This window comes from Streptomyces sp. NPDC005576 (assembly GCF_042871745.1).
Lineage (GTDB): Bacteria > Actinomycetota > Actinomycetes > Streptomycetales > Streptomycetaceae > Streptomyces.
In genome coordinates this window covers 365,254-388,754 of record NZ_JBIAJC010000002.1, presented here as the reverse complement: position 1 = coordinate 388,754, position 23,501 = coordinate 365,254, and the positions used below count along the sequence as shown (strand labels likewise).

The following is a 23,501-nucleotide window of genomic DNA, read 5'->3' as shown; positions in this document are numbered from 1 at the left end:
GAAGGATCGTGAACCTGTCAGTGAGAGGCGGTCGTCGGCTCCCGTTCAGCGGAGGGCGTCGGCGACCTCGCGGGCCGCGTCCAGGACGCGGGGGCCGACCCGGTCGGGGATCGAGTCCGCGAGCATGACCACACCCACGCTCCCCTCCACTCCGGAGACACCGACCAGCGGTGCCGCGGCCCCACTGGCGCCCGCCTCCAACTCCCCCGTGGTGAGGGTGTAGCCGGGGTGGTCCACCAGGGTGCGCTGCCGGGCGGAGAGGATGGCCCGCCCCGCGGCGCCCTGGTCCAGCGGGTGGCGGAAGCCGGGCCGGTACGCCACGTGGTAATCGGTCCAGGTCGGCTCGACGACGGCGACGGCGAGCGCGTCCGAACCGTCGACCAGCGTCAGGTGGGCGGTGGCCCCGATGTCCTCGGCCAGCGAGCGGAGGGCGGGCAGTGCCGCCTCCCGTACGAGGGGGTGCACCTGGCGGCCCAGGCGCAGCACGCCGAGTCCGACCCTGGCCCGGCCGCCGAGATCCCGGCGCACGAGGGTGTGCTGTTCGAGTGTGGCGAGCAGGCGGTAGACGACCGTGCGGTTGACGCCGAGCCGGTTGGACAGCTCGGTGACGGTCAGCCCGTGGTCGGTGTCGGCGAGCAGTTTGAGGACACGTAGTCCTCTGTCGAGTGTCTGGGAAGTCTCCGCGGTCACAACCCGTCCCCTCCGAAGGTGAGCGACGACAGCGCCTCCGCGCACATACGACGCCGGTCCCAGCGGCGACGCACGGAGAGGCCGCCGGTCTGGTCCGGGCCGTGTCCGAAAGGTGCACCAGTCGCCCGAAGGGGCATGGTGTGCGCGGATACGACCTGAAACCGGCTGCGCTCCGCGGCGGCTTTGCCACGGGGCGTTCACATATGGACGGACAGTAGCGATGCAGTCCGCTGAGCGGAAGGCCTCGTCCAGAATCCGGTCCCTCGCCGATCCTCCGCCCCATAACCGCCGGTCAGCGCGGAAGCGTCCGGAAAACGGACGTCTACGCGCGTCCATGTCGTACGACGCGGAGCGTCACCACGGCCACCTGTGGTGAACCAGCGTTAACAGCATGTGACAAAAAATCATGGTTCTCACCGTCCCGGATGACCATTTCCGCCATCCGTTCGATTCAGCGACACGAGCAACCCGTCCGGTTGGTAGGTTTTCTGGCCGAACGGCCTCCAGCCGGAGGACGGAATCACGGGGAGGCGGCCCGCCGATGGCATGGGACGAATGGGAGCGGCTGAAGATCGAGGCGGCCGAAGATCACTCCACGCGGATGCGGTTGAACCATCTGCCGTCGGAGCCTCCGGTCGGCACCCAGGGCGATCTGAGGGTCAATCAGCACGACATGGCCGCAGTGGGCGACGCGGCTTTCCCACTGCACCAGGATTTAGCCAGGTGCAGCGGCCATGCCGGGGGTCCTCCCAGAAGGCAGCCTCCGGCCTGAAGTCCGAGGGGTACGCGCTCGGCGGCGCTCTGGACCACGTGTCCGCACGGTGGGTCGCCCAGGTGCAGAGTCTGCTCGACGCGACGGCGCACATATCCCACCACCTCGACTACGCCAAGGGCGCGCACGCCGGCGACGAGGTCTTCGTCGCCGGCACCCTCAGCAGCATCAGCACCCTCGACGCGGGATTCGACGAGAGGGAGGCCCGCTGATGGACCTCGACGCACTCCGCTGCGGAAACTTCTCCGGGCTCGACGCGCGGCTCGGCGGTAGCGACAGGATGGACGACGCGTTTCCCGCCGCCTACCAGGGCCGGGCCCGATTCGGCGAGCAGGGCGCGATCAGTTTCCTCAGCGTGCTGGGCCAGGACACGAGGTCGACCAGAGCATCGACGGCTCCGAAGCCGACGCCTCCCAGAAGTCCCGGATGACCAGCACCAAGTTCTACGAGCAGGGCGAACAGCGGCTGGGAACGGCGTACGAAAGCTACCTCGGGGCCAATCCGAACGTGGCGGCACAGTCCCGTAACGAGCGCTGGTCCGATGCGCTCGGATACAGCTACTACGGCACGGGTGCCGGACGGGACGATTACCGCGGAATCGCCCCGTACCAGGCCGTGTGGCCGACCGACAACCACAGGTTCACTGGATCGCGATCGAGGAAACCGATGAAGAAGAAGTGCTGGGTCGTGTGCGGGGCGCTGCTCATGGCCGGTGCCACCGCCTGCGGCAGCGGCGACGACGGCTCTGCGGCAAAGAACCCTCCCGCGGAGTCGTCGTCCGAGATCTGCGACGGGACACTCGCCGGGGCCGGCGCGTCCACACTCCGGAAGATGGCCGACACCGACCGGTACTGGGAGCGGGGAGGGAGTTCCGACCCGGACGGGAACCCGTACAAGTTCTCCCTGAAGTCGGCAGCCGAGGACCTCCGCCGGGAGGGGGCCGCCGCAGGGGACTGCAGGATCTACCTGGAGGACGTCGACAAGCCGCTGATCATCATCAGGTTCGACTCCCTGCCCGCCGCCACCGACCTCTCCGACGCGGAGAAAACCGATGACCCAACGGGAGCCTTTACTACCCTTTGGGCGCGTTCGCATCCACGGACAGAAGACTCGCGGCTTCCCTGTACTTCGCGTGCCCCGGGGTGAAGGGCGCCGGATTGGTCACCGGCGAGATGTACACCGACCACGGGCAGACCAGTCGCGGCAGCACACCCAAGGACGCACTGACCATACTCAACTCCCTGTCCCGAGCCCTCGCCCAGGAGTTGGGCTGCAGCGCGGAGGCGAAACTGTCCGCCGAGGTTCCCGACGGGCACAAGGCCACCTGATCCAGAGCCGCGCCCCCCTCCGCGGAGTTGACACGAACACGGGCCGGGGCCCCGTAACGGGGTCACCGGCCGACTGGACGGCGATGCGGCGGGGGGGGGGGGGGGGGGGGGGGGGGGGGGGGGGGGGGGGGCGGCGCGCCCCCCCCCCCCCCCCCCCCCCCCCCCGCCCGGCGATCACACGCACCGACCACCGCTCCTCATGGGGCAAACACTGCCGGGCGCGGCACTAGTTTCTCGCCGGCCCGCGCCGGGACCGGACAACCTGACGATCTGATCGACAAGCCGTCCGGTTATCGATGTTTCGGGCGGCGCCGAGTGTCTCGGAAACGTCGCGCCGTCCGGAAATCGACTGCTCAGGCGCCGTCCGGAGTGGCCGTCGCGGTCCCGGGGCTCCCCCAGGGGCTCGCTTCGGCGGTGCCGGACGCGGTGGCCGTGGCTTCACCGCCTTCGCCGGTACCGCCTGTGTCGCCTCCCCCGCCCCCCGGAGTCTCTGTGGAGGGTGGCGCCGTGGGCGTCGAGCTGCTGGGGGACGGGGTGGCGCTCGACGGCGAGGGCGAGGGGCTGGTGCTCGTGGAGCCGGTGGGCGAGGTCGGCACGGTCCCGCCGGCCGGCGGCGAGGACACCGGACCGCCGGTGCGCGACGGGGTGGGCGCGGAGGTGTCCGGCGTCGGGCTCTGCGCCGCACCGCTGCTGCCGGGGGTGGGTGTGCCGGTGCTCTCCGGAGTGGGCGTACCCGACGCGCCGGGCTGGGCGGAGGCGCTGCCGGTCGGTACGGAGCTGCCCGTGCCCCCGCCGTCGGCCGGGGTGCCCCCGTCCGGGGCCGAGCTCTCCTCGTCGCCCTCCTCGGCGGAGTGCCCCGGGGTGACGCTCCGGTTGCCGGTGTCCTCGCTGCCCGCGGTGGCGCCGAGCGTCACGACGGTACCGAGCACCGCGACCAGCAGCGCGCCGGCGCCGACGGCGACGAGGTTGCGCCGGGCCCCGTGGACGACGGTCCGGCCCAGGGCCTTCACGCCGGTGGGACGCCCGGCCTTGCCGAGTGCCGGCACCGCCTGCGTCACCACGGGCGGCTCCTCCACCACCAGCGTCTGACGCGGCAGAGCGGGCAGCGGGGGCAGGGCCGGCAGGACCTCCGTCGCGGCACCGTCGCCCCGGCCGCCCGCAGCGGTCCCGTTCGGCACCGCCCGGTTCGGGACCGCCCCGCTCGGGATCACCCCCGGCAGCAGTGCTCCCGGCAGCAGCGTGCCGGAACGGTCGGTGACCAGGGCGAGCGCGCGGCGTCCGGCGACGGTACCGGACCGGTCGGCGAGCGCGCCGCGCAGCCCGATCGACGCCTCCAGCTCCGCCCGCGCCCGGTCCAGATGCCCGGCGCAGAGCGCGAGGACGCCCAACTCGTGGTGGAAATAAGCTTCTTCGGCCACTTCGCCGGCCAGCCGGGACGCCTCCTGGCCGACCCGCAGGGCCTTCTCCCAGGCGCCCCACTGCAGGGCGGCGGCGAACGCGGGGGCTGCGCTCCGGGCGAGCCGGACGGCGGCCGGGGCCGCCTCCGGGCTGTCGCCGGGGAGCAGGGCCGTCATCGCCGCGAGTACGGCGTCGGCTTCGGCGACCGTGCGGGCGGGGGTCACCGAGGGGTGCTTGACCCACCAGGCGTAGTGGTCGGCGACGGTACGGGCGCGCTCCTCGGCGCCCTCCGCGTAGCCGCCCAGCTCCAGCTGGACCTGGACTCCGGCGGCCAGCCGGTAACGGGAGCCGGCCGGGGAGAGGAGCCCGGCGCCGGCGAGTTCGCCGAGCGCGGCATCGGCGTGGGTGTGTCCGATCAGCGCCGGGAGGTGTGCCTGGTGCGGCACCTCGCCGCCGAGCGCGACGGCGAACCGCAGGGCTTCCCGGGCGGCCTCGCTGAGACGGGAGGCGAGCAGCAGGGCGGGCGCGGCGGCCTCGCCGATGCTGGGCAGCGGCACCTCGTCGTCCGGGACCGAAAGGAGGGGGACGGGCGGGGCGCCCGCGGGCCGCTCCTCGAACGCGCCGTACTCGTCGAAGTCCTCCGGGATCTCCCGGAGCTGGTCGCGCTGGCGCAGCAGGGCGCCCGCCTGGACGAACCGCAGCGGGAGCCCCTCGGACTCGAACCAGAGGTCGCCCGACCAGTTCGACTCCTCGTCGGTGAGCGGCCGTCCGGCCACCCGGCTCAGCAGATCGGTGGCGGCGGCACGGCTCAGCCCGGCGAGGGAGACCTCGTCGAGTCCGGCCTCCGCGGCCACGTCGTGGGTGGTACCGAAGAGGAAGGCGCACTCGGGGGTGGCGTCGAGGAGCTCATCGAGGGCGGCACCGTCGAACTCCAGGTCGTCCACGAGGACGACCGCGCCGATCCCGGAGAGCGCGCTCAGGAGCTCCTCGCGCTCGGGACGGCGCAGGGGGGCGTCGTAGACGGCCTCGTAGAGCGCGTGCAGCAGGTCGGGAGCGGTGCGCCGGTGGCCGGAGAGCCGGACGACACCGTCGGGCGCGAGTTCGGCGCAGTCCGCCGCCACAGCGTCCAGCAGGGCGGTACGACCGGAGCCGGCCGGGCCGCTGAGACGGACCGAACGGCCCCTGGCGAGCAGGCGTACGAGCCGTCCGCGCTCCTCCTCGCGCTCCAGCAGCGGCAGTTGCGGAGCGGGCGGTCCCGGCGGTACGGGGGGCTCGGCCGCACGCTCGCGGGTGGCACGTTCCTCGGCGGTGCGCCGGAGCGGGGCCTCCGGCCGCATACCGGGCGGGCAGGGCTCGGCCTCGCTGCCGTCCACGGGGTTGACCGTGATCAGGAGGTCGCCGGATATGAGTCGCACGACGCGGGCCTTGGCCCCCGCCTGGGGTACGAGCTCGGTCGGCAGGACGTCGCGGGACGGCCGGCGCCGGGCGGGTGCCTCGCCGCTCCCGTCCTTGTCGTGACCGCCGTACTGCTCCGGGTCCCGTGCTGTCGGGTTCATCGTCAAGTCCCCCAGACGCGTCGCGCTGCTGCCCGTCCGGCGCGCACGTGCCGCTGTTGCTCGTGGTGTCCGCCTGCGGGTTCGGTCGATCGGCGGACGGGCCGAACCCTAATCCTTCGTTGGTCCCGTCGCGTCGGCGGGGGTGGAAGGCGCCCGGGACATCCCGTTCTCAGGTGTATTGCCCGGTTCGGTCGCTGGTCATGCCGGGCCTCGGCCGGACACTGCCCGCCAGGCCCTCAGACCCGCGGCAGGGATTCGGCGGCGATCCCGCCTTCGATGGTTAGGATGCGGTGCAACCGGGTCGCCACCAGCAGGCGCTGCATCTGCGGAGGTACGCCGCGGAGCACCAGACGACGTCCGGCACGGCCCGCCCTGCGGTGCACTCCCATGATCACGCCGAGTCCTGTGGCGTCCCAGGAGTCCAGCTCGCACAGATCGAGCACGAGGTCACCGACGCCGTCGTCGACGGCGGCGTGCAGAACCGTACGGGCGTCCGCCGCGCTCCGGACGTCGAGGCGGCCCCCGACGACCAGCTCGGCGTGGTCGCCCCTGATGTGCATATGCGCTCCCCGTATCGCTTCGTACAAGAGTCCGTGTGGCTGCCCGCTCTTGCCACAAGTGACTGTGGCGGGAGCGGGGAAGTTGCCGCCTGTGAGCGAACCGAGATCGAATTCACCCTGTGGGGTGATCCCGGTCCGCGGGTCCGGCACCGTTTCCGGTCCGGCTTCCTCCGGGGCCGGGCACGGCCCCCGTGTCCCGGGCACCCGGGACCCGGCCGACGGCGCGGCGCGGGCCCCGGGGAAGCGGGGTGGTTCCTCAGTAGGTGTAGAAGCCCTGCCCGCTCTTGCGGCCGATGTCACCCGCGTCGACCATCCGGCGCATCAGCTCGGGGGCGGCGAACTTCTCGTCCTGCGACTCCGTGTAGATGTTGGACGCGGCGTGCAGGAGGATGTCGACGCCGGTCAGGTCGGCGGTCGCGAGGGGGCCCATGGCGTGGCCGAAGCCGAGCTTGCAGGCGGTGTCGATGTCCTCGGCGGTGGCAACACCCGACTCGTAGAGCTTCGCCGCCTCGACCACGAGCGCGGAGATCAGCCGGGTGGTGACGAAGCCCGCCACGTCCCGGTTGACGACGATGCAGGTCTTGCCGACCGACTCGGCGAACTGCCGTGCCGCGGAGAGCGTTTCGTCGCTCGTCTTGTAGCCCCGGACGAGTTCGCAGAGCTGCATCATCGGTACGGGCGAGAAGAAGTGCACCCCGACCACCCGTTCCGGGCGCTTCGTCACCGCCGCGATCTTGGTGATCGGGATGGCGGAGGTGTTGGAGGCGAGGACGGTGTCCTCCCGCACGACCTCGTCGAGGGCGCGGAAGATCTCGTGCTTGACCTCCAGCTTCTCGAACACGGCCTCGACCACGATGTCCGCGTCGGCGACGGCGTCCAGATCGGTGGTCGTGCTGATGCGGGCGAGCGCGGCCCCGGCGTCGTCCGCCGTCAGCTTCCCCTTGGCGACGAACTTCTCGTACGACGCCTTGACGGAGTCCAGCCCGCGAGTCAGGGCCTGGTTGGTGACGTCCCGCAGCACGACGTCCCAGCCGGCCTGGGCGGAGACCTGCGCGATACCGGACCCCATGAGTCCGGCCCCGATGACGGCGAGCTTCCCGGCCACGTCACACCCCTTTTGTCTCGTCGCCCGTGCGGCAGTTCTGACGCACTCTTTCCGACGGTCCTTCATGTGCTCTCCGGCGGAGATTAGTACTCGTGAGGGGCGGTGTGACCGCTAAGAGATGCGCGTCACGTCTCACATGACGGACATCACACCGCCTCGCGTCAGGCGGCGGCGCCCGGGCGGCAGTTGCCGCGTGACCACGGCCACGCGAGGAACGGAGTCCGGGGCCGCCGCGATCCGCATAGCCTGGCCGCATGGTCAATCTGACGCGTATCTACACCCGTACCGGCGACACCGGCACGACCGCCCTCGGTGACATGAGCCGTACCGCCAAGACCGATCTCCGGATCTCGGCGTACGCCGACACCAATGAGGCCAACGCGGCCATCGGGACGGCGGTGGCGCTCGGCCGGCTCTCCGAGGACGTGGTGAAGGTCCTCGTCCGGGTACAGAACGACCTCTTCGACGTGGGCGCCGACCTGTCGACGCCCGTGGTGGAGAACCCGAAGTACCCGCCGCTGCGGGTGGAGCAGAGTTACGTCGACAAGCTGGAGGCCGACTGCGACCGCTTCCTGGAGGATTTGGAGAAGCTGAGGAGCTTCATCCTTCCGGGTGGCACCCCGGGCGCCGCGCTCCTCCACCAGGCGTGCACGGTCGTCCGGCGCGCGGAGCGCTCCACCTGGGCGGCGCTGGAGGTGCACGGGGACGTGATGAACGCGCTGACCGCCACGTATCTGAACCGCCTCTCCGACCTCCTGTTCATCCTGGCCAGGACGGCGAACAAGGAGGTCGGCGACGTGCTCTGGGTGCCGGGCGGGGACCGCTGAGGGCTGTCCCGCCGGGGCCGGTCGGGCGCTGCCCGCAGACCGCAGACCGCGGGATCGCCGCCCGAAGACCGCTGCCCGCAGGCCACTACCAGGGCCTGACGGCCTGGGTGGGCAGCGGACGCGGTGCCGGCCGGTGGGCGAGCAGTCGGTCGGCCATGGCGGAGCCGAGCCGGCCGACCGCGTGCAGGTGATCGTGGTCGCGGGTCATCTCGGCGACCACGCCCAGGCGGTGGACGAGCCGCTCGCGGGCGGAGACGTAACCCCAGTCGAAGTCTTCGACGGCCACCCGGGCGAGCTGGTCGGCTGTGCCGCGGTGGGCCCGCTCGACGAGTGCGTCGCCCTGGATCAGCCAGCCCGCGCACGCGTCGGCGAGGTCGCCCGGCACATCCTTCCCGGTGAGGTCGCGCCAGGTGGACCGGTAGACCGACTCGGCCTCCGCGAGCGGGGCGCCGGTGACCGACATGGCACACCAGCAGGTGGGGAATCCGATGCGGACGTAGGCGAGCTCCACCAGCCCATTACCGAGTGAGGCCCGCTCGAAGTCGACGAAACGGACACCCTCGGCGGTACGCAGATCATTGCCGGGGCAGGGGTCGCCGTGCAGCAGCGCGTGGTGCGGCGCGGGGTCCAACCGCTGGAGCAGATCACCGAGTTCGCCGTGAGCCGTGGACGGTACGGACACGTCGAGGGCCCCGGCCAGGGCGAGGAAGGACTCCGCGTCCGTCGCCGTGGGCCCCGACCAGGCGGGGAGCGCGCCGGCGTCGGCCGGCCCGGTCTGCGCGTGCAGGCGGGCGAGCGACTCGGCGTACCCGGGCAACCAGTCGTCCGTCCTGCCGAGGTCCTCCAGGTGTTCGAGGACCATCACGCGCGAGAGCGGGTCGGCAGCGAGGACCGCCGGGGCCACGGCAGGTCCGACTGCCCGCGCCGCCAGGCGCAGCCCGGTGACCTCGCGCGCGAAGCGCGTGTCCGCGTCGGCACCCTCGTCCCCGCCGTCGACGATCTGTTTGACGACCACCAGCCGTCGGTCGGTCAGCCGCACCCGCCACACCCGCGATCGGGGGCTGCTGTCCAGGAGCTTGGCCCGCTCGGGGACACCCACGCCGGAGAACGGCGCTCCGTCGAAGGGCAGTCGGTTCGGCATGGCGACGAGCGTAGCCGTGGGTCGCGGGAGAGACAGAGCGTCCCGGTCGCGCGCCCCTTCCGGCGGCGCCCGCGGCGCGGCCCGCTCCTGGGGCGGCGTGACCCGCTCCAGGAGCGACGCGGCCGGCGAAGCCGCACGTCAGCGGGTTGCCGACCGGGCGGGTCGGCGACTTCGGGCCCGAGCGGGTGCTTCCCGCGCGGGAGTTGAGCCCGTGATCACGCTCACCGGCGCTGCCGACTTCATCTGGTCCAGACCTCTTGACGATTGGTCCAGACCTTCCTAGTCTCACCGCAACACACTGCGATGAGCGCGCACATGACAAAGCGCACTCAGGGCGGCGCAGGGTCTGCAGTCCACGAACCACCCCCCGTTTGTCGGACCTCACCCGAGGAGCACCGTTGAGCACCGAGACCCCCCAACGCCGGACCAGATTCGGATGGACGCTCAGAAGAAGCGGCAGGACCAAAGCGATAGCGGGCCTCTCCGCACTGCTGCTGCCGATCGCCGCGATGGTCGGCCTCGCCTCTCCCGCGTCGGCGGCCACCTCGGCCACCGCCGCGTACGTCAAGAAGTCCGACTGGGGCACCGGCTTCGAGGGCCAGTGGACGGTGAAGAACACCGGCACCACCGCGCTCTCCTCGTGGACGATCGAGTGGGACTACCCCGCAGGTACCTCGGTCACCTCCGCCTGGGACGCCACCGTCACCAACTCCGGCACCCACTGGACCGCCAAGAACCTCGGCTGGAACGGCAGCCTCGCCGCCGGCGCGAGCATCAGCTTCGGCTTCAACGGTTCGGGCACCGGCTCTCCCAGCAGCTGCAAGCTGAACGGCGCCTCCTGTGACGGCGGCACCACGGTGCCGGGCAACAGCGCCCCCTCCGCGCCGGGTACCCCGACCGCGAGCGCCATCACCAACACCTCGGCGAAGCTCAGCTGGACCGCCGCCACCGACGACTCGGGCATCAAGAACTACGACGTGCTGCGCGACGGCGCGAAGGTCGCCACCGTCACCACCACGACGTACACCGACACCGCGCTGACCGCCGGTACCGCGTACTCGTACAGCGTGCAGGCGCGCGACACCTCCGACGTGACGGGCCCGGTCTCCGGCGCCGTCAAGGTCACCACCACCGGTGGCGGCGGCACCACCGATCCCGGCACACCCACGGCCGGCAAGGTCAACCTCGGCTACTTCACCGAGTGGGGCGTCTACGGACGCAACTACCACGTGAAGAACCTGGTCACCTCGGGTTCCGCCGAGCAGATCACCCACATCAACTACGCCTTCGGCAACGTCACCGGCGGCAAGTGCGCCATCGGTGACTCCTACGCCGACTACGACAAGGCGTACACCGCCGACCAGGCCGTCGACGGGGTCGCCGACACCTGGGACCAGCCGCTGCGCGGCAACTTCAACCAGCTCCGCAAGCTGAAGGCCAAGTACCCGAACATCAAGGTCCTCTGGTCCTTCGGCGGCTGGACCTGGTCCGGTGGCTTCGGTGAAGCGGCGAAGAACCCGGCCGCGTTCGCCCAGTCCTGCTACGACCTGGTCGAGGACCCGCGGTGGGCCGATGTCTTCGACGGCATCGACATCGACTGGGAGTACCCCAACGCCTGCGGTCTCACCTGTGACACCAGCGGCCCGGCGGCCCTGAAGAACCTCACCTCCGCGCTGCGCACCAAGTTCGGCACCTCCAACCTGGTCACCGCCGCCATCACGGCGGACGGCTCCGCCGGCGGCAAGATCGAGGCCACCGACTACGCGGGCGCCTCGGCGAACCTCAACTGGTACAACGTCATGACGTACGACTTCTTCGGAGCTTGGGCGGACAAGGGCCCGACGGCCCCCCACTCTCCGCTGACCTCGTACTCCGGCATCCCGCAGGCCGGCTTCACCACCGCCGACGCCATCGCCAAGCTCAAGGCCCAGGGCGTGCCCGCGGCCAAGCTGCTCCTCGGCATCGGCTTCTACGGCCGCGGCTGGACCGGCGTCACGCAGGACGCCCCCGGCGGTACCGCGACCGGCGCGGCGCCCGGCACCTACGAGGCGGGCATCGAGGACTACAAGGTCCTGAAGACCAGTTGCCCGGTCACCGGCACCATCGCCGGTACGGCCTACGCCCACTGCGGCACCAACTGGTGGAGCTACGACACCCCGGCGACCATCGCCTCCAAGATCGCCTGGGCGAAGACCCAGGGTCTGGGCGGCGCGTTCTTCTGGGAGTTCAGCGGCGACACCAGCAACGGTGAGCTCGTGAAGGCGATGGGCAACAGCCTCAAGTAAGCCGGCAGGGGCCCCTCCCCTCTGACCAGCACCACCCAGCACCACCCCCGAAAGCGCCGGGGAGACAGGTCCGCCCCCTGTCTCCCCGGTCTTTCGCATGTTCGGGGCGTCGTACGGCGGAGCTCCACGGCGGGGCTGTACGGCGGAGCTCCACGGCGGGGCTGTACGGGCCGTGTGGGAGAGGACGGGGGTTCGCAGCACCGGGCGGGCACCCCCGGCTACCACCGCGCCCGCAGGAACGACTCCACCGAGTGCCCACAGCACCGCCACCGACACCCGCACCCGCACCCGCACCCGCGCTGGGACTGGGACTGGGAACGAGAAGAAGGCCGGGAAAGAATCACCGGCCCTGCCCGGGAGGAGCCCCGGGGACACACGTGCCTGCGGGAGAGATCCCGCGGGCGTACCGACTACGCCACGTTCACCCGCTGGCCGGGCGGCGCCGCCTCCAGCCACGCGAGGAATCCCGTCAGCGCATCCTCGCTCATCGCCAGCTCCAGACGGATCCCCCGCAGGGTGCAGCCGAGCACGACGGAGTCGGAGAGCAGTGCCAACTCCTCCTCGCCCTCGGGAAGCCGGCGGTCGACCACCTCGATGGCACCGCGCTCCAGGGAGCGGCGCGGGCGCGGGGAGTAGGAGAACACCCGGAACCAGTCGACGCGGTCACCGCTGTAACGGGCGACTCCGTAGACCCAGCCCTTGCCGGTGGGGTCGGGTTCGGTGGAAACGTCCCAGCGCAGACTGCAGTCGAAGGTCCCGCCCGAGCGCTGGATGAGGCGTCGGCGCAGACCGAAGACGAAGAGTCCCACCAGGATCAGTACGAGGACGACTCCGCCCACCCACAACGCGAGGACCATCTCCACCGACCTCCTCGCATCGTCGAGTAACCAGAAAACGAACCGCACCTGCATCGCCTCAGCCGCGACACGGTCTGGATGATTCCAGCTCGGGCCGCGGCTGAGTAAAAACTTCTGCCGGGAGGCGCCTTGACGCCCCTCCCGGGTCACACTTCCGGTCGCCGCACTAGTGCGCCGACACCGCGCGCAGTCGTACGTCCGCGCGACGCTCCGCGCCGGCGTCCGTGTCCGACTTCGCTCGCTCCAGCGCGCGCTCGGCACGCTGGACATCGATCTCGTCGGCAAGCTCGGCGATCTCGGCCAGCAGCGACAGCTTGTCGTCCGCGAACGAGATGAATCCGCCGTGCACGGCGGCGACGACGGTGCCGCCCTCGCTCGTGCGGATGGTCACCGGGCCCGATTCCAGCACACCGAGAAGCGGCTGGTGACCGGGCATGACGCCGATGTCGCCGGACGTGGTGCGCGCGACGACCAGGGTGGCCTCGCCGGACCAGACACTGCGGTCCGCGGCGACCAGCTCGACATGCAGCTCAGCAGCCATGGGTGGCTCCTCGGGTCACCACCCGGCAGCAGCTGCCGGGTGTTGGGTCAATTCTACGGGGCGTGGTGAGGGGGGTGGGACACACCCACCCCCCTCGGTGAGCCGGAGGCTCAGGAGACGCCGAGCTCCTTGGCGTTGGCCTTGAGGTCCTCGATGCCACCGCACATGAAGAACGCCTGCTCGGGGAAGTGGTCGTACTCCCCGTCACAGATCGAGTTGAACGCGGCGATCGACTCGTCGAGCGGCACGTCCGAACCGTCCAGGCCGGTGAACTGCTTGGCGGCGTGGGTGTTCTGCGACAGGAAGCGCTCGACACGACGGGCACGGTGGACGACGAGCTTGTCCTCTTCGCCCAGCTCGTCGATACCGAGGATCGCGATGATGTCCTGGAGGTCCTTGTACTTCTGCAGGATCCCCTTGACGCGGCTGGCCGTGTCGTAGTGGTCCTGCGCGATGTAGCGCGGGTCCAGGATGCGGGACGTGGAGTCCAGCGGGTCCACGGCCGGGTAGATGCCCTTCTCGGAGATCGGACGGGAGAGAACCGTCGTCGCGTCGAGGTGGGCGAACGTGGTGGCCGGGGCCGGGTCGGTCAGGTCGTCCGCGGGAACGTAGATCGCCTGCATCGAGGTGATCGAGTGACCACGCGTCGAGGTGATGCGCTCCTGGAGCACACCCATCTCGTCGGCCAGGGTCGGCTGGTAACCCACTGCGGACGGCATGCGGCCGAGCAGCGTGGAGACCTCGGAACCGGCCTGCGTGAAGCGGAAGATGTTGTCGATGAAGAGCAGCACGTCCTGCTTCTGCACATCGCGGAAGTACTCCGCCATGGTCAGGGCGGACAGCGCGACCCGCAGACGGGTGCCCGGCGGCTCGTCCATCTGGCCGAAGACCAGCGCGGTCTTGTCCAGGACGCCCGAGTCGGTCATCTCGTCGATGAGGTCGTTGCCCTCACGGGTGCGCTCGCCGACACCGGCGAACACCGACACACCGTCGTGCAGCTTCGCCACACGCATGATCATTTCCTGGATGAGGACCGTCTTGCCGACGCCCGCACCACCGAACAGACCGATCTTGCCGCCCTTGACGTACGGGGTCAGCAGGTCGACGACCTTCAGGCCGGTCTCGAACATCTCGGTCTTGGACTCGAGCTGGTCGAAGGCCGGAGCCTTGCGGTGGATCGGCCAGCGCTCGGTGATCTGCGCCTCGGCCTCCGGCTGGTTCAGGATCTGGCCGAGGGTGTTGAAGACCTTGCCCTTGGTGATGTCGCCGACGGGGACGGTGATGCCCGCACCCGTGTCGGTCACCGGGGCCTGGCGGACCAGGCCGTCGGTCGGCTGCATCGAGATCGCGCGGACCACGCCGTCACCCAGGTGCTGGGCGACTTCGAGGGTCAGCGTCTTACGGGCGCCGGCCTCGGCCGGGTCGTCGACCTCGACGTGCAGCGCGTTGTAGATCTCCGGCATCGCGTCGACGGGGAACTCCACGTCGACGACCGGGCCGATCACCCGGGCGACGCGGCCCGTGGCAACGGCCGTCTCAACTGTGGTCGTCATTACTTGTCACTCCCCGCGGTCGCGTCGGCCAGCGCACTGGCACCGCCGACGATCTCGCTGATTTCCTGGGTGATTTCGGCCTGGCGGGCCGCGTTGGCAAGCCGGGAGAGGCTCTTGATGAGATCCCCGGCGTTGTCGGTGGCCGACTTCATCGCGCGGCGGCGGGCAGCGTGCTCGGAAGCAGCGGCCTGCAGCAGTGCGTTGTAGATGCGGCTTTCGACGTAGCGCGGCAGAAGGGCGTCGAGGACGTCTTCGGCCGACGGCTCGAAGTCGAACAGGGGAAGGATCTCCCCCTTGGTGCTGTTCTCTTCCGCGACCTGGTCGAGGGAGAGCGGCAGCATCCGGCCTTCGACGGCGTTCTGCGTCATCATCGACACGAATTCCGTGAAGACGATGTGCAGTTCGTCGACACCGCCCTCGGCCGAGTCCTTGGTGATGGCCTCGATGAGGGGGGCGGCGATCGCCTTGGCGTCCGCGTACGACGGGTTGTCGGTGAAGCCCGTCCAGGACTCCGCCACCGTGCGCTCACGGAAGCCGTAGTACGCGAGACCCTTGCGGCCGACGATGTAGGTGTCGACCTCCTTGCCCTCCGCGCCAAGACGCTCCCGGAGGCGCTCCGCCGCCTTGATGGCGTTGGAGGAGTAGCCGCCGGCCAGACCGCGGTCGCTCGTGAGGAGCAGGACCGCGGCCCGGGTCGGAGCCTCGACCTCGGTGGTGAGCGGGTGCTTGGTGGTGGAGCCGGTCGCCACCGCGGTCACCGCGCGGGTGAGCTCGGTGGCGTACGGCAGCGACGCCGCCACCTTGCGCTGCGCCTTGACGATGCGCGAGGCGGCGATCATCTCCATCGCCTTGGTGATCTTCTTGGTCGCGGTGACGGCTTGGATGCGGCGCTTGTAAACGCGAAGCTGAGCGCCCATCGATCAGCCCTCGCCCAGAAGCTTGCCGTCCGAGGTCTCGAACTGCTGCTTGAACGCGGCAATGGCGTCAGCGATCGACTGCAGCGTGTCGTCCGACATCTTGCCGCCTTCGACGATGCTGGTGAGGAGGTCCTTGCGCTCGCGGCGCAGGTAGTCCAGCAGCTCGCTCTCGAAGCGACGGATGTCCTCGACCGGGACGTCGTCCATCTTGCCGGTGGTGCCGGCCCAGACGGAGACGACCTGCTCCTCGACGGGGTACGGGGCGTACTGCGGCTGCTTCAGCAGCTCGACCATGCGCTTACCGCGCTCCAGCGACGACTTGGAGGCCGCGTCCAGGTCGGAACCGAAGGCGGCGAACGCCTCCAGCTCGCGGTACTGGGCGAGGTCCACGCGCAGTCGGCCGGAGACCTGCTTCATGGCCTTGTGCTGGGCGGAGCCACCGACTCGGGAGACCGAGATACCGACGTTGAGCGCCGGACGCTGACCCGCGTTGAACAGGTCGGACTCCAGGAAGCACTGGCCGTCGGTGATGGAGATGACGTTGGTCGGGATGAACGCCGACACGTCGTTCGCCTTGGTCTCGACGATCGGCAGACCGGTCATCGAACCGGCACCCATCTCGTCGGAGAGCTTGGCGCAGCGCTCCAGCAGACGCGAGTGCAAGTAGAAGACGTCGCCCGGGTAGGCCTCGCGGCCCGGCGGACGGCGCAGCAGAAGCGACACGGCGCGGTAGGCGTCGGCCTGCTTCGAAAGGTCGTCGAAGACGATCAGGACGTGCTTGCCCTGGTACATCCAGTGCTGGCCGATGGCCGAACCGGTGTACGGCGCCAGGTACTTGAAGCCGGCCGGGTCGGACGCCGGGGCGGCGACGATGGTCGTGTACTCCAGCGCGCCGGCCTCTTCGAGGGCACCGCGCACCGAGGCGATGGTGGAGCCCTTCTGACCGATGGCGACGTAGATGCAGCGCACCTGCTTGTTCACGTCGCCCGAGCGCCAGTTGTCGCGCTGGTTGATGATCGTGTCGACGGCCAGAGCGGTCTTACCCGTCTGACGGTCGCCGATGATCAGCTGACGCTGGCCACGGCCGATCGGCACCATCGCGTCGACGGCCTTGTAGCCGGTCTGCATGGGCTCGTGGACCGACTTACGGACCATGACGCCCGGGGCCTGCAGCTCGAGGGCGCGCCGGCCGTCGGTCGCGATCTCGCCGAGACCGTCGATCGGGTTGCCGAGCGGGTCGACGACGCGGCCGAGGTAGCCCTCGCCGACGCCGACCGAGAGCACCTCACCGGTGCGCTGCACCGGCTGGCCCTCCTCGATACCGCTGAACTCGCCGAGGACGATCGCACCGATCTCGCGCTCCTCGAGGTTGAGGGCGAGACCGAGGGTGCCGTCCTCGAACTTCAGCAGCTCGTTCGCCATGGCGGAGGGCAGACCCTCCACCTTCGCGATGCCGTCGCCGGCAACGCTGACCGTTCCGACCTCCTCGCGCGAGGCCGCGTCCGGCTGGTACGACTGGACGAAGTTCTCCAGTGCGTCCCGGATCTCCTCCGGCCGGATCGTGAGCTCCGCCATCTGGGTTCCCTGCTCTCCTTGTTGGGCCCGAAGTTTCTTAAGGGGGTCTGGGGGCCGACCCCCAGGAATCTTCTGCAGTTTCTGCACGGCCCAACCGGGCCGCAGGTGTTGCTCGTTCAGTTGGTACGAAGGCGGGCCGGCGTCAGCCGGCCATGCGACGGGTCGCCTCGTCGAGGCGGTCCGCGATGGTGCCGTTGATGACCTCGTCACCGACGCGCACCGAAACTCCGCCGAGGACCTCGGGGTCCACGTCCAGGTTCAGGTGCATCTGCCGGCCGTAGATCTTCGCCAGCGCCGCGCCGAGGCGCTGCTTCTGCAGATCGCTGAGCGGCACCGCGGAGGTGACGATCGCGACCGTGCGGTCCCGGCGTTCCGCGGCGAGCTTGGACAGGGACTCGAGTCCCGCCTCCAGGCTACGTCCACGGGGCTGGGTGACGAGGCGCGTCACGAGACGCTCGGTGACCGGCCGGCTCTTGCCGCCCAGGAGGCTGCGGAGCAGCGCACCCTTGGCAGCGGTGCCGGCGGTCCGGCTGGTGAGCGCGGAGCGCAGCGCCGTGTCGGAGGAGACGATCCGGCCGAACCGGAACACCTCGTCCTCGACGTCGTCGAGCGCACCCGCACGCTGGGCCGCGGTGAGGTCGGCGGTGGCCGCCAGCTCCTCGACCGCGTCCACGAGGTCGCGCGAGAAGGACCAGCGCGAGCGGACCATGCCCGAGATCAGGTCCACGGCCTCGCCGCTCACCTGACCGCTGAGCAGCCGGCCCGCGAGCTCGGCCTTGGCCTCGCCGCTCTGCGCCGGGTCGGTGAGGACCCGACGCAGCGAGACCTCACGGTCGAGCAGCGCGGTGACGGATGCCAGCTCCTCGGCGAGCTTCTCCGCGTCGACCGACGTGTTGTCGGTCAGCGCGTCGAGCCGCTCGCGCGCGGCAGCCAGGGCCTCGCGGCTCGCGTGGTTCATCGGACGGCCTCGGCCTTCGCCTCGAGCTCGTCGAGGAACCGGTCGACGGTGCCGCTCTGCCGGGCGTGGTCCTGGAGGGACTCGCCGACGAGCTTGCCGGCCAGGTCGGTGGCGAGCTTGCCCACGTCCTGACGCAGCGCGGCGGCCGCGGCCTTGCGGTCTGCCTCGATCTGGGTGTGACCGGCAGCGATGATCTCCTCACGCTGCCGCTGGCCTTCCGCCTTCATCTCCTGGATGATGACGGCGCCCTGCTCCTGCGCCTCCTGGCGCAGTCGAGCGGCCTCGTGACGCGCCTCGGCGAGCTGAGCCTTGTACTGCTCAAGAACGCTCTGCGCCTCGGTCTGGGCCGCATCGGCCTTTTCGATACCGCCTTCGATGGCCTCGCGGCGCTCGTCCAGAACCTTGTTGATGTTCGGGAGGAGCTTCTTGGCGAGGAGACCGAAGACGATGAGGAAGGCGATGAGGCCGATGACGAGCTCGGGGATCGGCGGGATGAGAGGGTTTTCCGTCTCTTCGGCCGCGAGCTGAACCAGGGGGTTCACATCAGTGCCTTTCGTCTTGGTTGCTGGTCGTCAGGCCTGAAGATCAGGAACCGTAGACGAACGGCATGACCAGACCGATGAGGGCGAGCGCCTCACAGAAGGCGAAGCCGAGGATCTGGTTGGCGCGGATCAGGCCGGCAGCCTCGGGCTGACGGGCGAGAGCCTGGGTGCCGTTACCGAAGATGATGCCGACGCCGACGCCGGGACCGATGGCGGCGAGGCCGTAACCGATGGAGCCGAGAGCCTTCAGGTCGCCAGTGACAGCGGCGAGGGTCTGGGACATGCCAGTCTTCCTTCTCTTTCAAGGACCGATGGGGGTTGGCCATCGGACGAATAAGGGTCGGGTGCGTGAGGCTCAGTGGTGCTTGGCGAGCGCGCCCTGGATGAAGGTGCAGGTCAGGAGTACGAAGACGTACGCCTGCAGCGCCTGGACAAAGAGCTCGAACGCGGTCATCACGATGACCATCACGAACGAGACGCCGGCGTAGGCGATACCGATGCCGTTGAGCAGGTACCAGCTGGCGATCGTGAACAGCAGCAGCAGCGTGTGGCCCGCGAACATGTTCGCGAAGAGTCGCACCGCGTGCGTGAACGGCCGGACCAGCAGGTTCGAGAAGAGCTCGATGAAGGCTGCCAGATAGGCGACTCCGCCGAGCGACTTGTCGAAGCCGGTGATGTTCTTCCAGCCGCCGACGAATCCGTGCTTCTTGAACGTCAGACTCACCCAGAGCACGTAGACGATCAGGGCGAGCACGAGGGGGTACGAGATGATCGACGTCACCGGGAACTGGGCGACCGGAACGATCGACCAGAGGTTCATCATCCACACGAAGAAGAAGAGCGAGACGACGAGGGGGACGTACTTCTCGCCCTCGCGCTTGCCGATGGTCTCGTGGACGACGCCGCGGCGGATGAAGTCGTAGCCCATCTCGGCGACGGACTGCAGCTTGCCGGGGACGATCTTGGGCTTGGCGAAGGCTGCCCAGAAGAAACCGACGATGATGACCGAGCCCAGCAGGGCCAGCAGCATCGGCTTGTTGAAGTACAGGTTGCTGTCCGCGTCGCCCCAGAGGGGTTCGAACAGGAACGAGTGCAGGCCGGGTGCCGGGAAACCACAACCGTCGAAGATGTGGCAATCGGTCTCGAAGGCGAGCACCTGTGTCGGGTCAGCACTCACCGCGGGCTCCTTCAGCGTGGCGCATAGGTACGGCAACCTCGTTGTGTCGGCGCGGCGCGCAGCCGCGGTTCGGCACTGGACTGGTGTTTCGGATGTGAGAGCGGCAGTCAGGCATGTGAGCCTCGCGATCGGGCAGGCGTCAGCTCACATGCCCGCGCCCGCAGTGCCGCAGTTGGAACCGGACGATAGCAGGGTCCGGAACGGGCATTTATTCCGCCCCTACCCTTCACGTCGGGGAGCCGGTCTTTTCGGGCTTTTGGGCCTTGCTGGACTCGGGTTCGACGTAGAGGATCTTGGCCTTCATATGCGCTCGTGCCTGGGCACCGATCCATACGAGGGTGAGCGCGACCAGCGCGATCGCGAACGCCTTCGGGTTGAACGCGGTCGTGTTCTTGAACACGGCGACGAAGATGAACACCAGCAGAAGCTGCGCGGTGTACAGCATCAACCCCATGGCCTGGAACAGGTGCGGGAGAGACCGGGCGGTCCGCTGCAGGACGACGAGTCCGATCCCCATGAAGAGGATCACGACCAGCGTCCCGACGAGCGCGCCGAGGGCCCCCTTGCCGCCCGCCACGCCGGCACTGATGGCGACGGCGATCGCGCCGGCGGCAGCGGTGGGCAGGGCGGTCTGGAGGAGGGTCCGGGCGTCGTTGGTCGGCATGGCGGCAGCTCCGCTTGCTTGGGGTGGGCAAAAGGTGTCGTCACGGACGAGCGTAGGCCCGGTCCGAGTCGATGCCTGAGGCCAATGGACCGACGTGCTGGGGTCCTTCGGCTCTGTCACCGGGTCTCGTGAACGGTATCACAAACTATTTGATGAGGTCTTTACCTCAAACGTGTGCCCACTGTCACACGTAAGGACTAGTCGCCCGCGTGGCGACGCAAAACCTGACGACTTGTCTGCTAAGAGAGACGGCGTCCGAAAAGTCAGCGCGAGGAGTTGGCTCTCCGCCGATCGGAGAACCGCGAACGAGTGCCGATCGCGGTCGCTCCGTTGACGCCGGAGACTCCCACCGCGACCGGCGGGGTGTCCGCGTCCTCGTCGGCGAGGTGCGAGCCGTGCGCCTCCGGGGCGACCGTCCCCTCCTCGGGCAGCTCCTCTGGCGACTCCTCGGTGAGCGCCACCGGACGGCGGCGGCGGTAGCGGGGCGGCACCAGGGAGTTGGCCCAGCGGGGGGCGCGCGGCGTGAAGCGCGGCAGCAGGAGCAGCACCAGACCGATGGCGCTGAGGAAGACGACCACCAGGACGATCCACATCGACGCCGAGTGCACCGAGTACCCGACCGCGCCGAACGCGATCAGCGCCGACCAGAAGTACATGATCAGCACGGACCGGCTGTGCGAGTGGCCGATTTCCAGCAGGCGGTGGTGCAGGTGGCCTCGGTCCGCGGCGAACGGAGACTGGCCGTTCCAGGTGCGCCGCACGATCGCGAGCACGAGGTCGGCGGCGGGGATCGCGATGATCGTCAGCGGCAGCAGCAGCGGGATGAAGACCGGCAGCATCGCGTGGGTGGCCTGCCGCTCGCTCCCCTCGAAGAGCTTCATCGCGTCCGGGTCGACCTGCCCGGTCACCGAGATCGCGCCGGCGGCGAGCACCAGGCCGATCAGCATGGAGCCGGAGTCGCCCATGAAGATCCGGGCCGGGTGCATGTTGTGCGGCAGGAAGCCCAGGCACATGCCCATGAGGATCGCGGCGAAGAGGGTGGCGGGGGCGGCGGCCTCGATGCCGTACCCGTACCAGAGGCGGTAGGTGTACAGGAAGAACGCGGCGGCGGCGATGCAGACCATGCCGGCGGCCAGACCGTCCAGGCCGTCGACGAAGTTCACCGCGTTGATCGTGATGACGACCAGCGCGACCGTGAGCAGGGTGCCCTGCCAGGGGGTGAGCGCCACCGTCCCGACACCGGGGATGGGCAGCCAGAGGATCGTGAGGCCCTGGATGACCATGACGGCGGCGGCGATCATCTGGCCGCCGAGCTTGATCAGGGCGTCGATCTCGAACTTGTCGTCCAGGACGCCGATCAGCCAGATCAGCGCCGCCCCGGAGAGCAGCGCCCTCGGTTCGTTGGAGAGTTCGAAGACTCCGCCGAGGTTGAACAGGTGCGAGGCGACGATCAGCCCCGCGCACAGTCCGCCGAACATGGCGATGCCACCGAGCCGCGGTGTCGGTTCACGGTGCACGTCGCGCGCGCGGATCGCGGGCATGGCCCCGATCGCGATGGCGAACTTCCGCACCGGTCCGGTCAGCAGATAGGTCACTGCGGCCGCGACACACAGCGTCAGCAGGTAATCACGCACGGGCTGCCCCACAGATTTCGCCGGCCATCTCAGCCCCACACCCTAGCCCCAAGAGTGAGGACTCGACGGAACGGGTGACGGTTCCACAGGTTCCGCACGGGGCGTCCGGGCAGAAGTCCCTATCCCCGGGGCAGCGGATACCGCTCGGTGAATCCCCGCACCTCATCGCGGATACGATCATGGTCGGCCCCGTCCCGGACCGCGTCCGCGAGCAGGACGGCGATCCGTGCCATGTCCGCCTCGTCCATGCCCTGGGTGGTGACCGCGGCCGTGCCCAGCCGGACGCCCCGGCCGTGACCCTCCGTGAGGGCGGCGGTTCCCGCGTGCGGCAGGGCACAGGTGTCCAGCACCATTCCCGCTGCGGCGAGGCGGTCGCGCGCGGTACGTCCGTCGACGCCGAGGGGCTCCGGATCGGCGAGCACCAGGTGGGTGTCGGTGCCGCCGGTCGCCACGTCGAACCCCTCCGCCTCCAGGGCGGCGGCGAGCACCCGGGCGTTGGCGACGACCCGGTGCGCGTACATGGCGTACGCCGGGGTCGCGGCCTCGCCGAACGCGACGGCCTTCGCGGCGATGGTGTGCATCTGCGCCCCGCCCTGGGTGAAGGGGAAGACGGCGCGGTCGATCCGTCCGGCCAGCTCCTCCCGGCAGAGCAGCATCCCGCCGCGCGGTCCGCGCAGCACCTTGTGCGTGGTGGCGCAGACCACGTCGGCGTACGGCACCGGGTTCGGCGCCGCTCCCCCGGCGATCAGCCCCATCGGGTGCGCCGCGTCGACGATGAGGCGCGCACCGGCCTCGTCGGCGATCTCGCGGAAGAGGGCGTAGTCGGGGTGGCGCGGGTAGGAGATCGAGCCGCAGACGATCGCCTTGGGCCGCCGGGCGCGGGCCAGGGCGCGTACCTGGTCGTAGTCGATCAGTCCGGTGGCGGGGTCGACGCCGTAGCCGGTGAAGTCGAACCAGCGTCCGGAGAAGTTGCCCGGCGATCCGTGCGTGAGGTGGCCGCCGGAGGTGAGCCCCATGGCGAGTACGGCGTCGCCGGGGCGCAGCAGCGCGGCGTAGGCGGCGAGCACGGCGGAGGACCCGGAGTGCGGCTGGACATTGGCGTGTTCGGCGCCGAAGAGGGCGGTGGCGCGGGAACAGGCGATGCGTTCGGCGGCGTCGGCCTGCTCGCAGCCGCCGTGGTGGCGGGCGCCGGGATAGCCCTCGGCGTACTTGTCGGCGAGCGGAGAGGCGAGCGCGGCCTTGACCGCGGGCGAGGTGAAGTTCTCGGCGGCGATCAGCTGGAGCGAGCCGGCCTGTCTGCGGGCCTCCGCCCTGAGCACTTCGGCGATCTCCGGGTCGGTCCGGAAGAGCGGCCCGAGGTCCTGCGTCGGGGCGGCGTGCGGCAGGGGTGCGGTGGGGGTGCTGACCGGCATCTGACGGCT

At 70.0% G+C, this 23,501-nt stretch carries 23 protein-coding genes; 6 read left to right on the top strand and 17 right to left on the bottom strand.

Annotated features, from left to right (window positions below; genetic code table 11):
* Positions 1-45: 45 nt before the first annotated feature.
* Complete coding sequence (locus ACFYPN_RS05085; RefSeq protein ID WP_358760400.1) at positions 46-690, bottom strand: helix-turn-helix domain-containing protein; 645 nt, start codon at positions 688-690, stop codon at positions 46-48.
* A gap of 723 nt (positions 691-1,413) precedes the next feature.
* Here ACFYPN_RS05085 and ACFYPN_RS05080 point away from each other — a divergent pair.
* From ACFYPN_RS05080 to ACFYPN_RS05065, 4 genes are read left to right on the top strand one after another with little or no spacing between them, the layout of a single operon-like run.
* Positions 1,414-1,674 (top strand): hypothetical protein, encoded by a 261-nt coding sequence (locus ACFYPN_RS05080; RefSeq protein WP_389296749.1) that lies wholly within the window; start codon positions 1,414-1,416, stop codon positions 1,672-1,674.
* Entirely contained in the window at positions 1,674-1,892 is a 219-nt protein-coding gene (locus tag ACFYPN_RS05075) for a hypothetical protein (protein WP_389296747.1), read from the top strand. Before ACFYPN_RS05080 ends, ACFYPN_RS05075 begins: the two co-directional genes overlap by 1 nt.
* Complete coding sequence (locus tag ACFYPN_RS05070) at positions 1,889-2,608, top strand: hypothetical protein (protein ID WP_389296745.1); 720 nt, start codon at positions 1,889-1,891, stop codon at positions 2,606-2,608. The genes ACFYPN_RS05075 and ACFYPN_RS05070 overlap by 4 nt, the downstream gene beginning before the upstream one ends.
* Positions 2,605-2,790: a hypothetical protein gene (locus ACFYPN_RS05065; RefSeq protein ID WP_389296744.1), complete on the top strand. Its 186-nt coding sequence runs from the start codon at positions 2,605-2,607 to the stop codon at positions 2,788-2,790. The genes ACFYPN_RS05070 and ACFYPN_RS05065 overlap by 4 nt, the downstream gene beginning before the upstream one ends.
* Before the next feature lie 353 nt (positions 2,791-3,143).
* Here ACFYPN_RS05065 and ACFYPN_RS05060 read toward each other — a convergent pair whose 3' ends face one another.
* The 3 genes from ACFYPN_RS05060 to ACFYPN_RS05050 all read right to left on the bottom strand — a co-directional run bounded on the left by ACFYPN_RS05060 (position 3,144) and on the right by ACFYPN_RS05050 (position 7,409).
* Positions 3,144-5,744 carry an ATP-binding protein gene (locus ACFYPN_RS05060; protein WP_389296742.1) on the bottom strand — a complete coding sequence of 867 codons (2,601 nt, stop codon included), beginning with the start codon at positions 5,742-5,744 and terminating at the stop codon, positions 3,144-3,146.
* 236 nt (positions 5,745-5,980) lie between these two features.
* Complete coding sequence (locus ACFYPN_RS05055; protein ID WP_358760698.1) at positions 5,981-6,304, bottom strand: STAS domain-containing protein; 324 nt, start codon at positions 6,302-6,304, stop codon at positions 5,981-5,983.
* Positions 6,305-6,560: 256 nt separating this feature from the next.
* Entirely contained in the window at positions 6,561-7,409 is an 849-nt protein-coding gene (locus ACFYPN_RS05050) for a 3-hydroxyacyl-CoA dehydrogenase family protein (RefSeq protein ID WP_389296741.1), read from the bottom strand.
* 254 nt (positions 7,410-7,663) lie between these two features.
* Between ACFYPN_RS05050 and ACFYPN_RS05045 the strand changes: the two genes are divergently transcribed.
* Positions 7,664-8,236 (top strand): cob(I)yrinic acid a,c-diamide adenosyltransferase, encoded by a 573-nt coding sequence (locus ACFYPN_RS05045; RefSeq protein ID WP_358760696.1) that lies wholly within the window; start codon positions 7,664-7,666, stop codon positions 8,234-8,236.
* An 85-nt stretch (positions 8,237-8,321) separates the two neighbouring features.
* On the opposite strand, the gene ACFYPN_RS05040 is transcribed toward ACFYPN_RS05045, so the two are convergent.
* Positions 8,322-9,377, bottom strand: coding sequence for a phosphotransferase (locus ACFYPN_RS05040; RefSeq protein WP_358760695.1), 1,056 nt, complete (start codon positions 9,375-9,377; stop codon positions 8,322-8,324).
* A 398-nt stretch (positions 9,378-9,775) separates the two neighbouring features.
* Between ACFYPN_RS05040 and ACFYPN_RS05035 the strand changes: the two genes are divergently transcribed.
* Positions 9,776-11,662 carry a glycoside hydrolase family 18 chitinase gene (locus ACFYPN_RS05035; protein WP_358760694.1) on the top strand — a complete coding sequence of 629 codons (1,887 nt, stop codon included), beginning with the start codon at positions 9,776-9,778 and terminating at the stop codon, positions 11,660-11,662.
* 410 nt (positions 11,663-12,072) lie between these two features.
* Here the strand turns inward: ACFYPN_RS05035 and ACFYPN_RS05030 are convergent, their stop codons facing one another.
* The 12 genes from ACFYPN_RS05030 to glyA form a co-directional block, all read right to left on the bottom strand.
* Positions 12,073-12,519, bottom strand: coding sequence for a DUF2550 domain-containing protein (locus ACFYPN_RS05030; protein WP_358760745.1), 447 nt, complete (start codon positions 12,517-12,519; stop codon positions 12,073-12,075).
* 166 nt (positions 12,520-12,685) lie between these two features.
* Positions 12,686-13,060 carry a F0F1 ATP synthase subunit epsilon gene (locus ACFYPN_RS05025; protein WP_358760693.1) on the bottom strand — a complete coding sequence of 125 codons (375 nt, stop codon included), beginning with the start codon at positions 13,058-13,060 and terminating at the stop codon, positions 12,686-12,688.
* Between the two features lie 110 nt (positions 13,061-13,170).
* A complete protein-coding gene (gene atpD / locus ACFYPN_RS05020) occupies positions 13,171-14,613 on the bottom strand; it encodes a F0F1 ATP synthase subunit beta (RefSeq protein WP_358760692.1) in 1,443 nt (480 codons plus the stop codon).
* Positions 14,613-15,530: a F0F1 ATP synthase subunit gamma gene (locus ACFYPN_RS05015; protein WP_358760691.1), complete on the bottom strand. Its 918-nt coding sequence runs from the start codon at positions 15,528-15,530 to the stop codon at positions 14,613-14,615. Before ACFYPN_RS05015 ends, atpD begins: the two co-directional genes overlap by 1 nt.
* Positions 15,531-15,533: 3 nt before the next feature.
* Positions 15,534-17,105: a F0F1 ATP synthase subunit alpha gene (atpA, locus tag ACFYPN_RS05010; RefSeq protein WP_358760690.1), complete on the bottom strand. Its 1,572-nt coding sequence runs from the start codon at positions 17,103-17,105 to the stop codon at positions 15,534-15,536.
* A gap of 142 nt (positions 17,106-17,247) precedes the next feature.
* Positions 17,248-18,063 (bottom strand): F0F1 ATP synthase subunit delta, encoded by an 816-nt coding sequence (locus ACFYPN_RS05005; protein WP_389296738.1) that lies wholly within the window; start codon positions 18,061-18,063, stop codon positions 17,248-17,250.
* Complete coding sequence (locus ACFYPN_RS05000) at positions 18,060-18,605, bottom strand: F0F1 ATP synthase subunit B (RefSeq protein WP_358760688.1); 546 nt, start codon at positions 18,603-18,605, stop codon at positions 18,060-18,062. Before ACFYPN_RS05000 ends, ACFYPN_RS05005 begins: the two co-directional genes overlap by 4 nt.
* A 43-nt stretch (positions 18,606-18,648) precedes the next feature.
* Positions 18,649-18,888 (bottom strand): ATP synthase subunit C, encoded by a 240-nt coding sequence (locus ACFYPN_RS04995; protein ID WP_005311859.1) that lies wholly within the window; start codon positions 18,886-18,888, stop codon positions 18,649-18,651.
* A 72-nt stretch (positions 18,889-18,960) separates the two neighbouring features.
* On the bottom strand, positions 18,961-19,782 hold the full coding sequence (gene atpB / locus ACFYPN_RS04990) for a F0F1 ATP synthase subunit A (RefSeq protein ID WP_358760687.1): 822 nt from the start codon (positions 19,780-19,782) through the stop codon (positions 18,961-18,963).
* 226 nt (positions 19,783-20,008) lie between these two features.
* A complete protein-coding gene (locus tag ACFYPN_RS04985; RefSeq protein ID WP_358760686.1) occupies positions 20,009-20,446 on the bottom strand; it encodes a hypothetical protein in 438 nt (145 codons plus the stop codon).
* Positions 20,447-20,709: 263 nt separating this feature from the next.
* Positions 20,710-22,092, bottom strand: a complete 1,383-nt coding sequence (locus ACFYPN_RS04980; RefSeq protein ID WP_389296736.1) for an MraY family glycosyltransferase — start codon at positions 22,090-22,092, stop codon at positions 20,710-20,712.
* Between the two features lie 107 nt (positions 22,093-22,199).
* The gene (gene glyA, locus ACFYPN_RS04975) at positions 22,200-23,492 is read right to left on the bottom strand and encodes a serine hydroxymethyltransferase (RefSeq protein ID WP_389296734.1); all 1,293 of its coding nucleotides are present in this window, start codon (positions 23,490-23,492) and stop codon (positions 22,200-22,202) included.
* Positions 23,493-23,501: the final 9 nt, after the last annotated feature.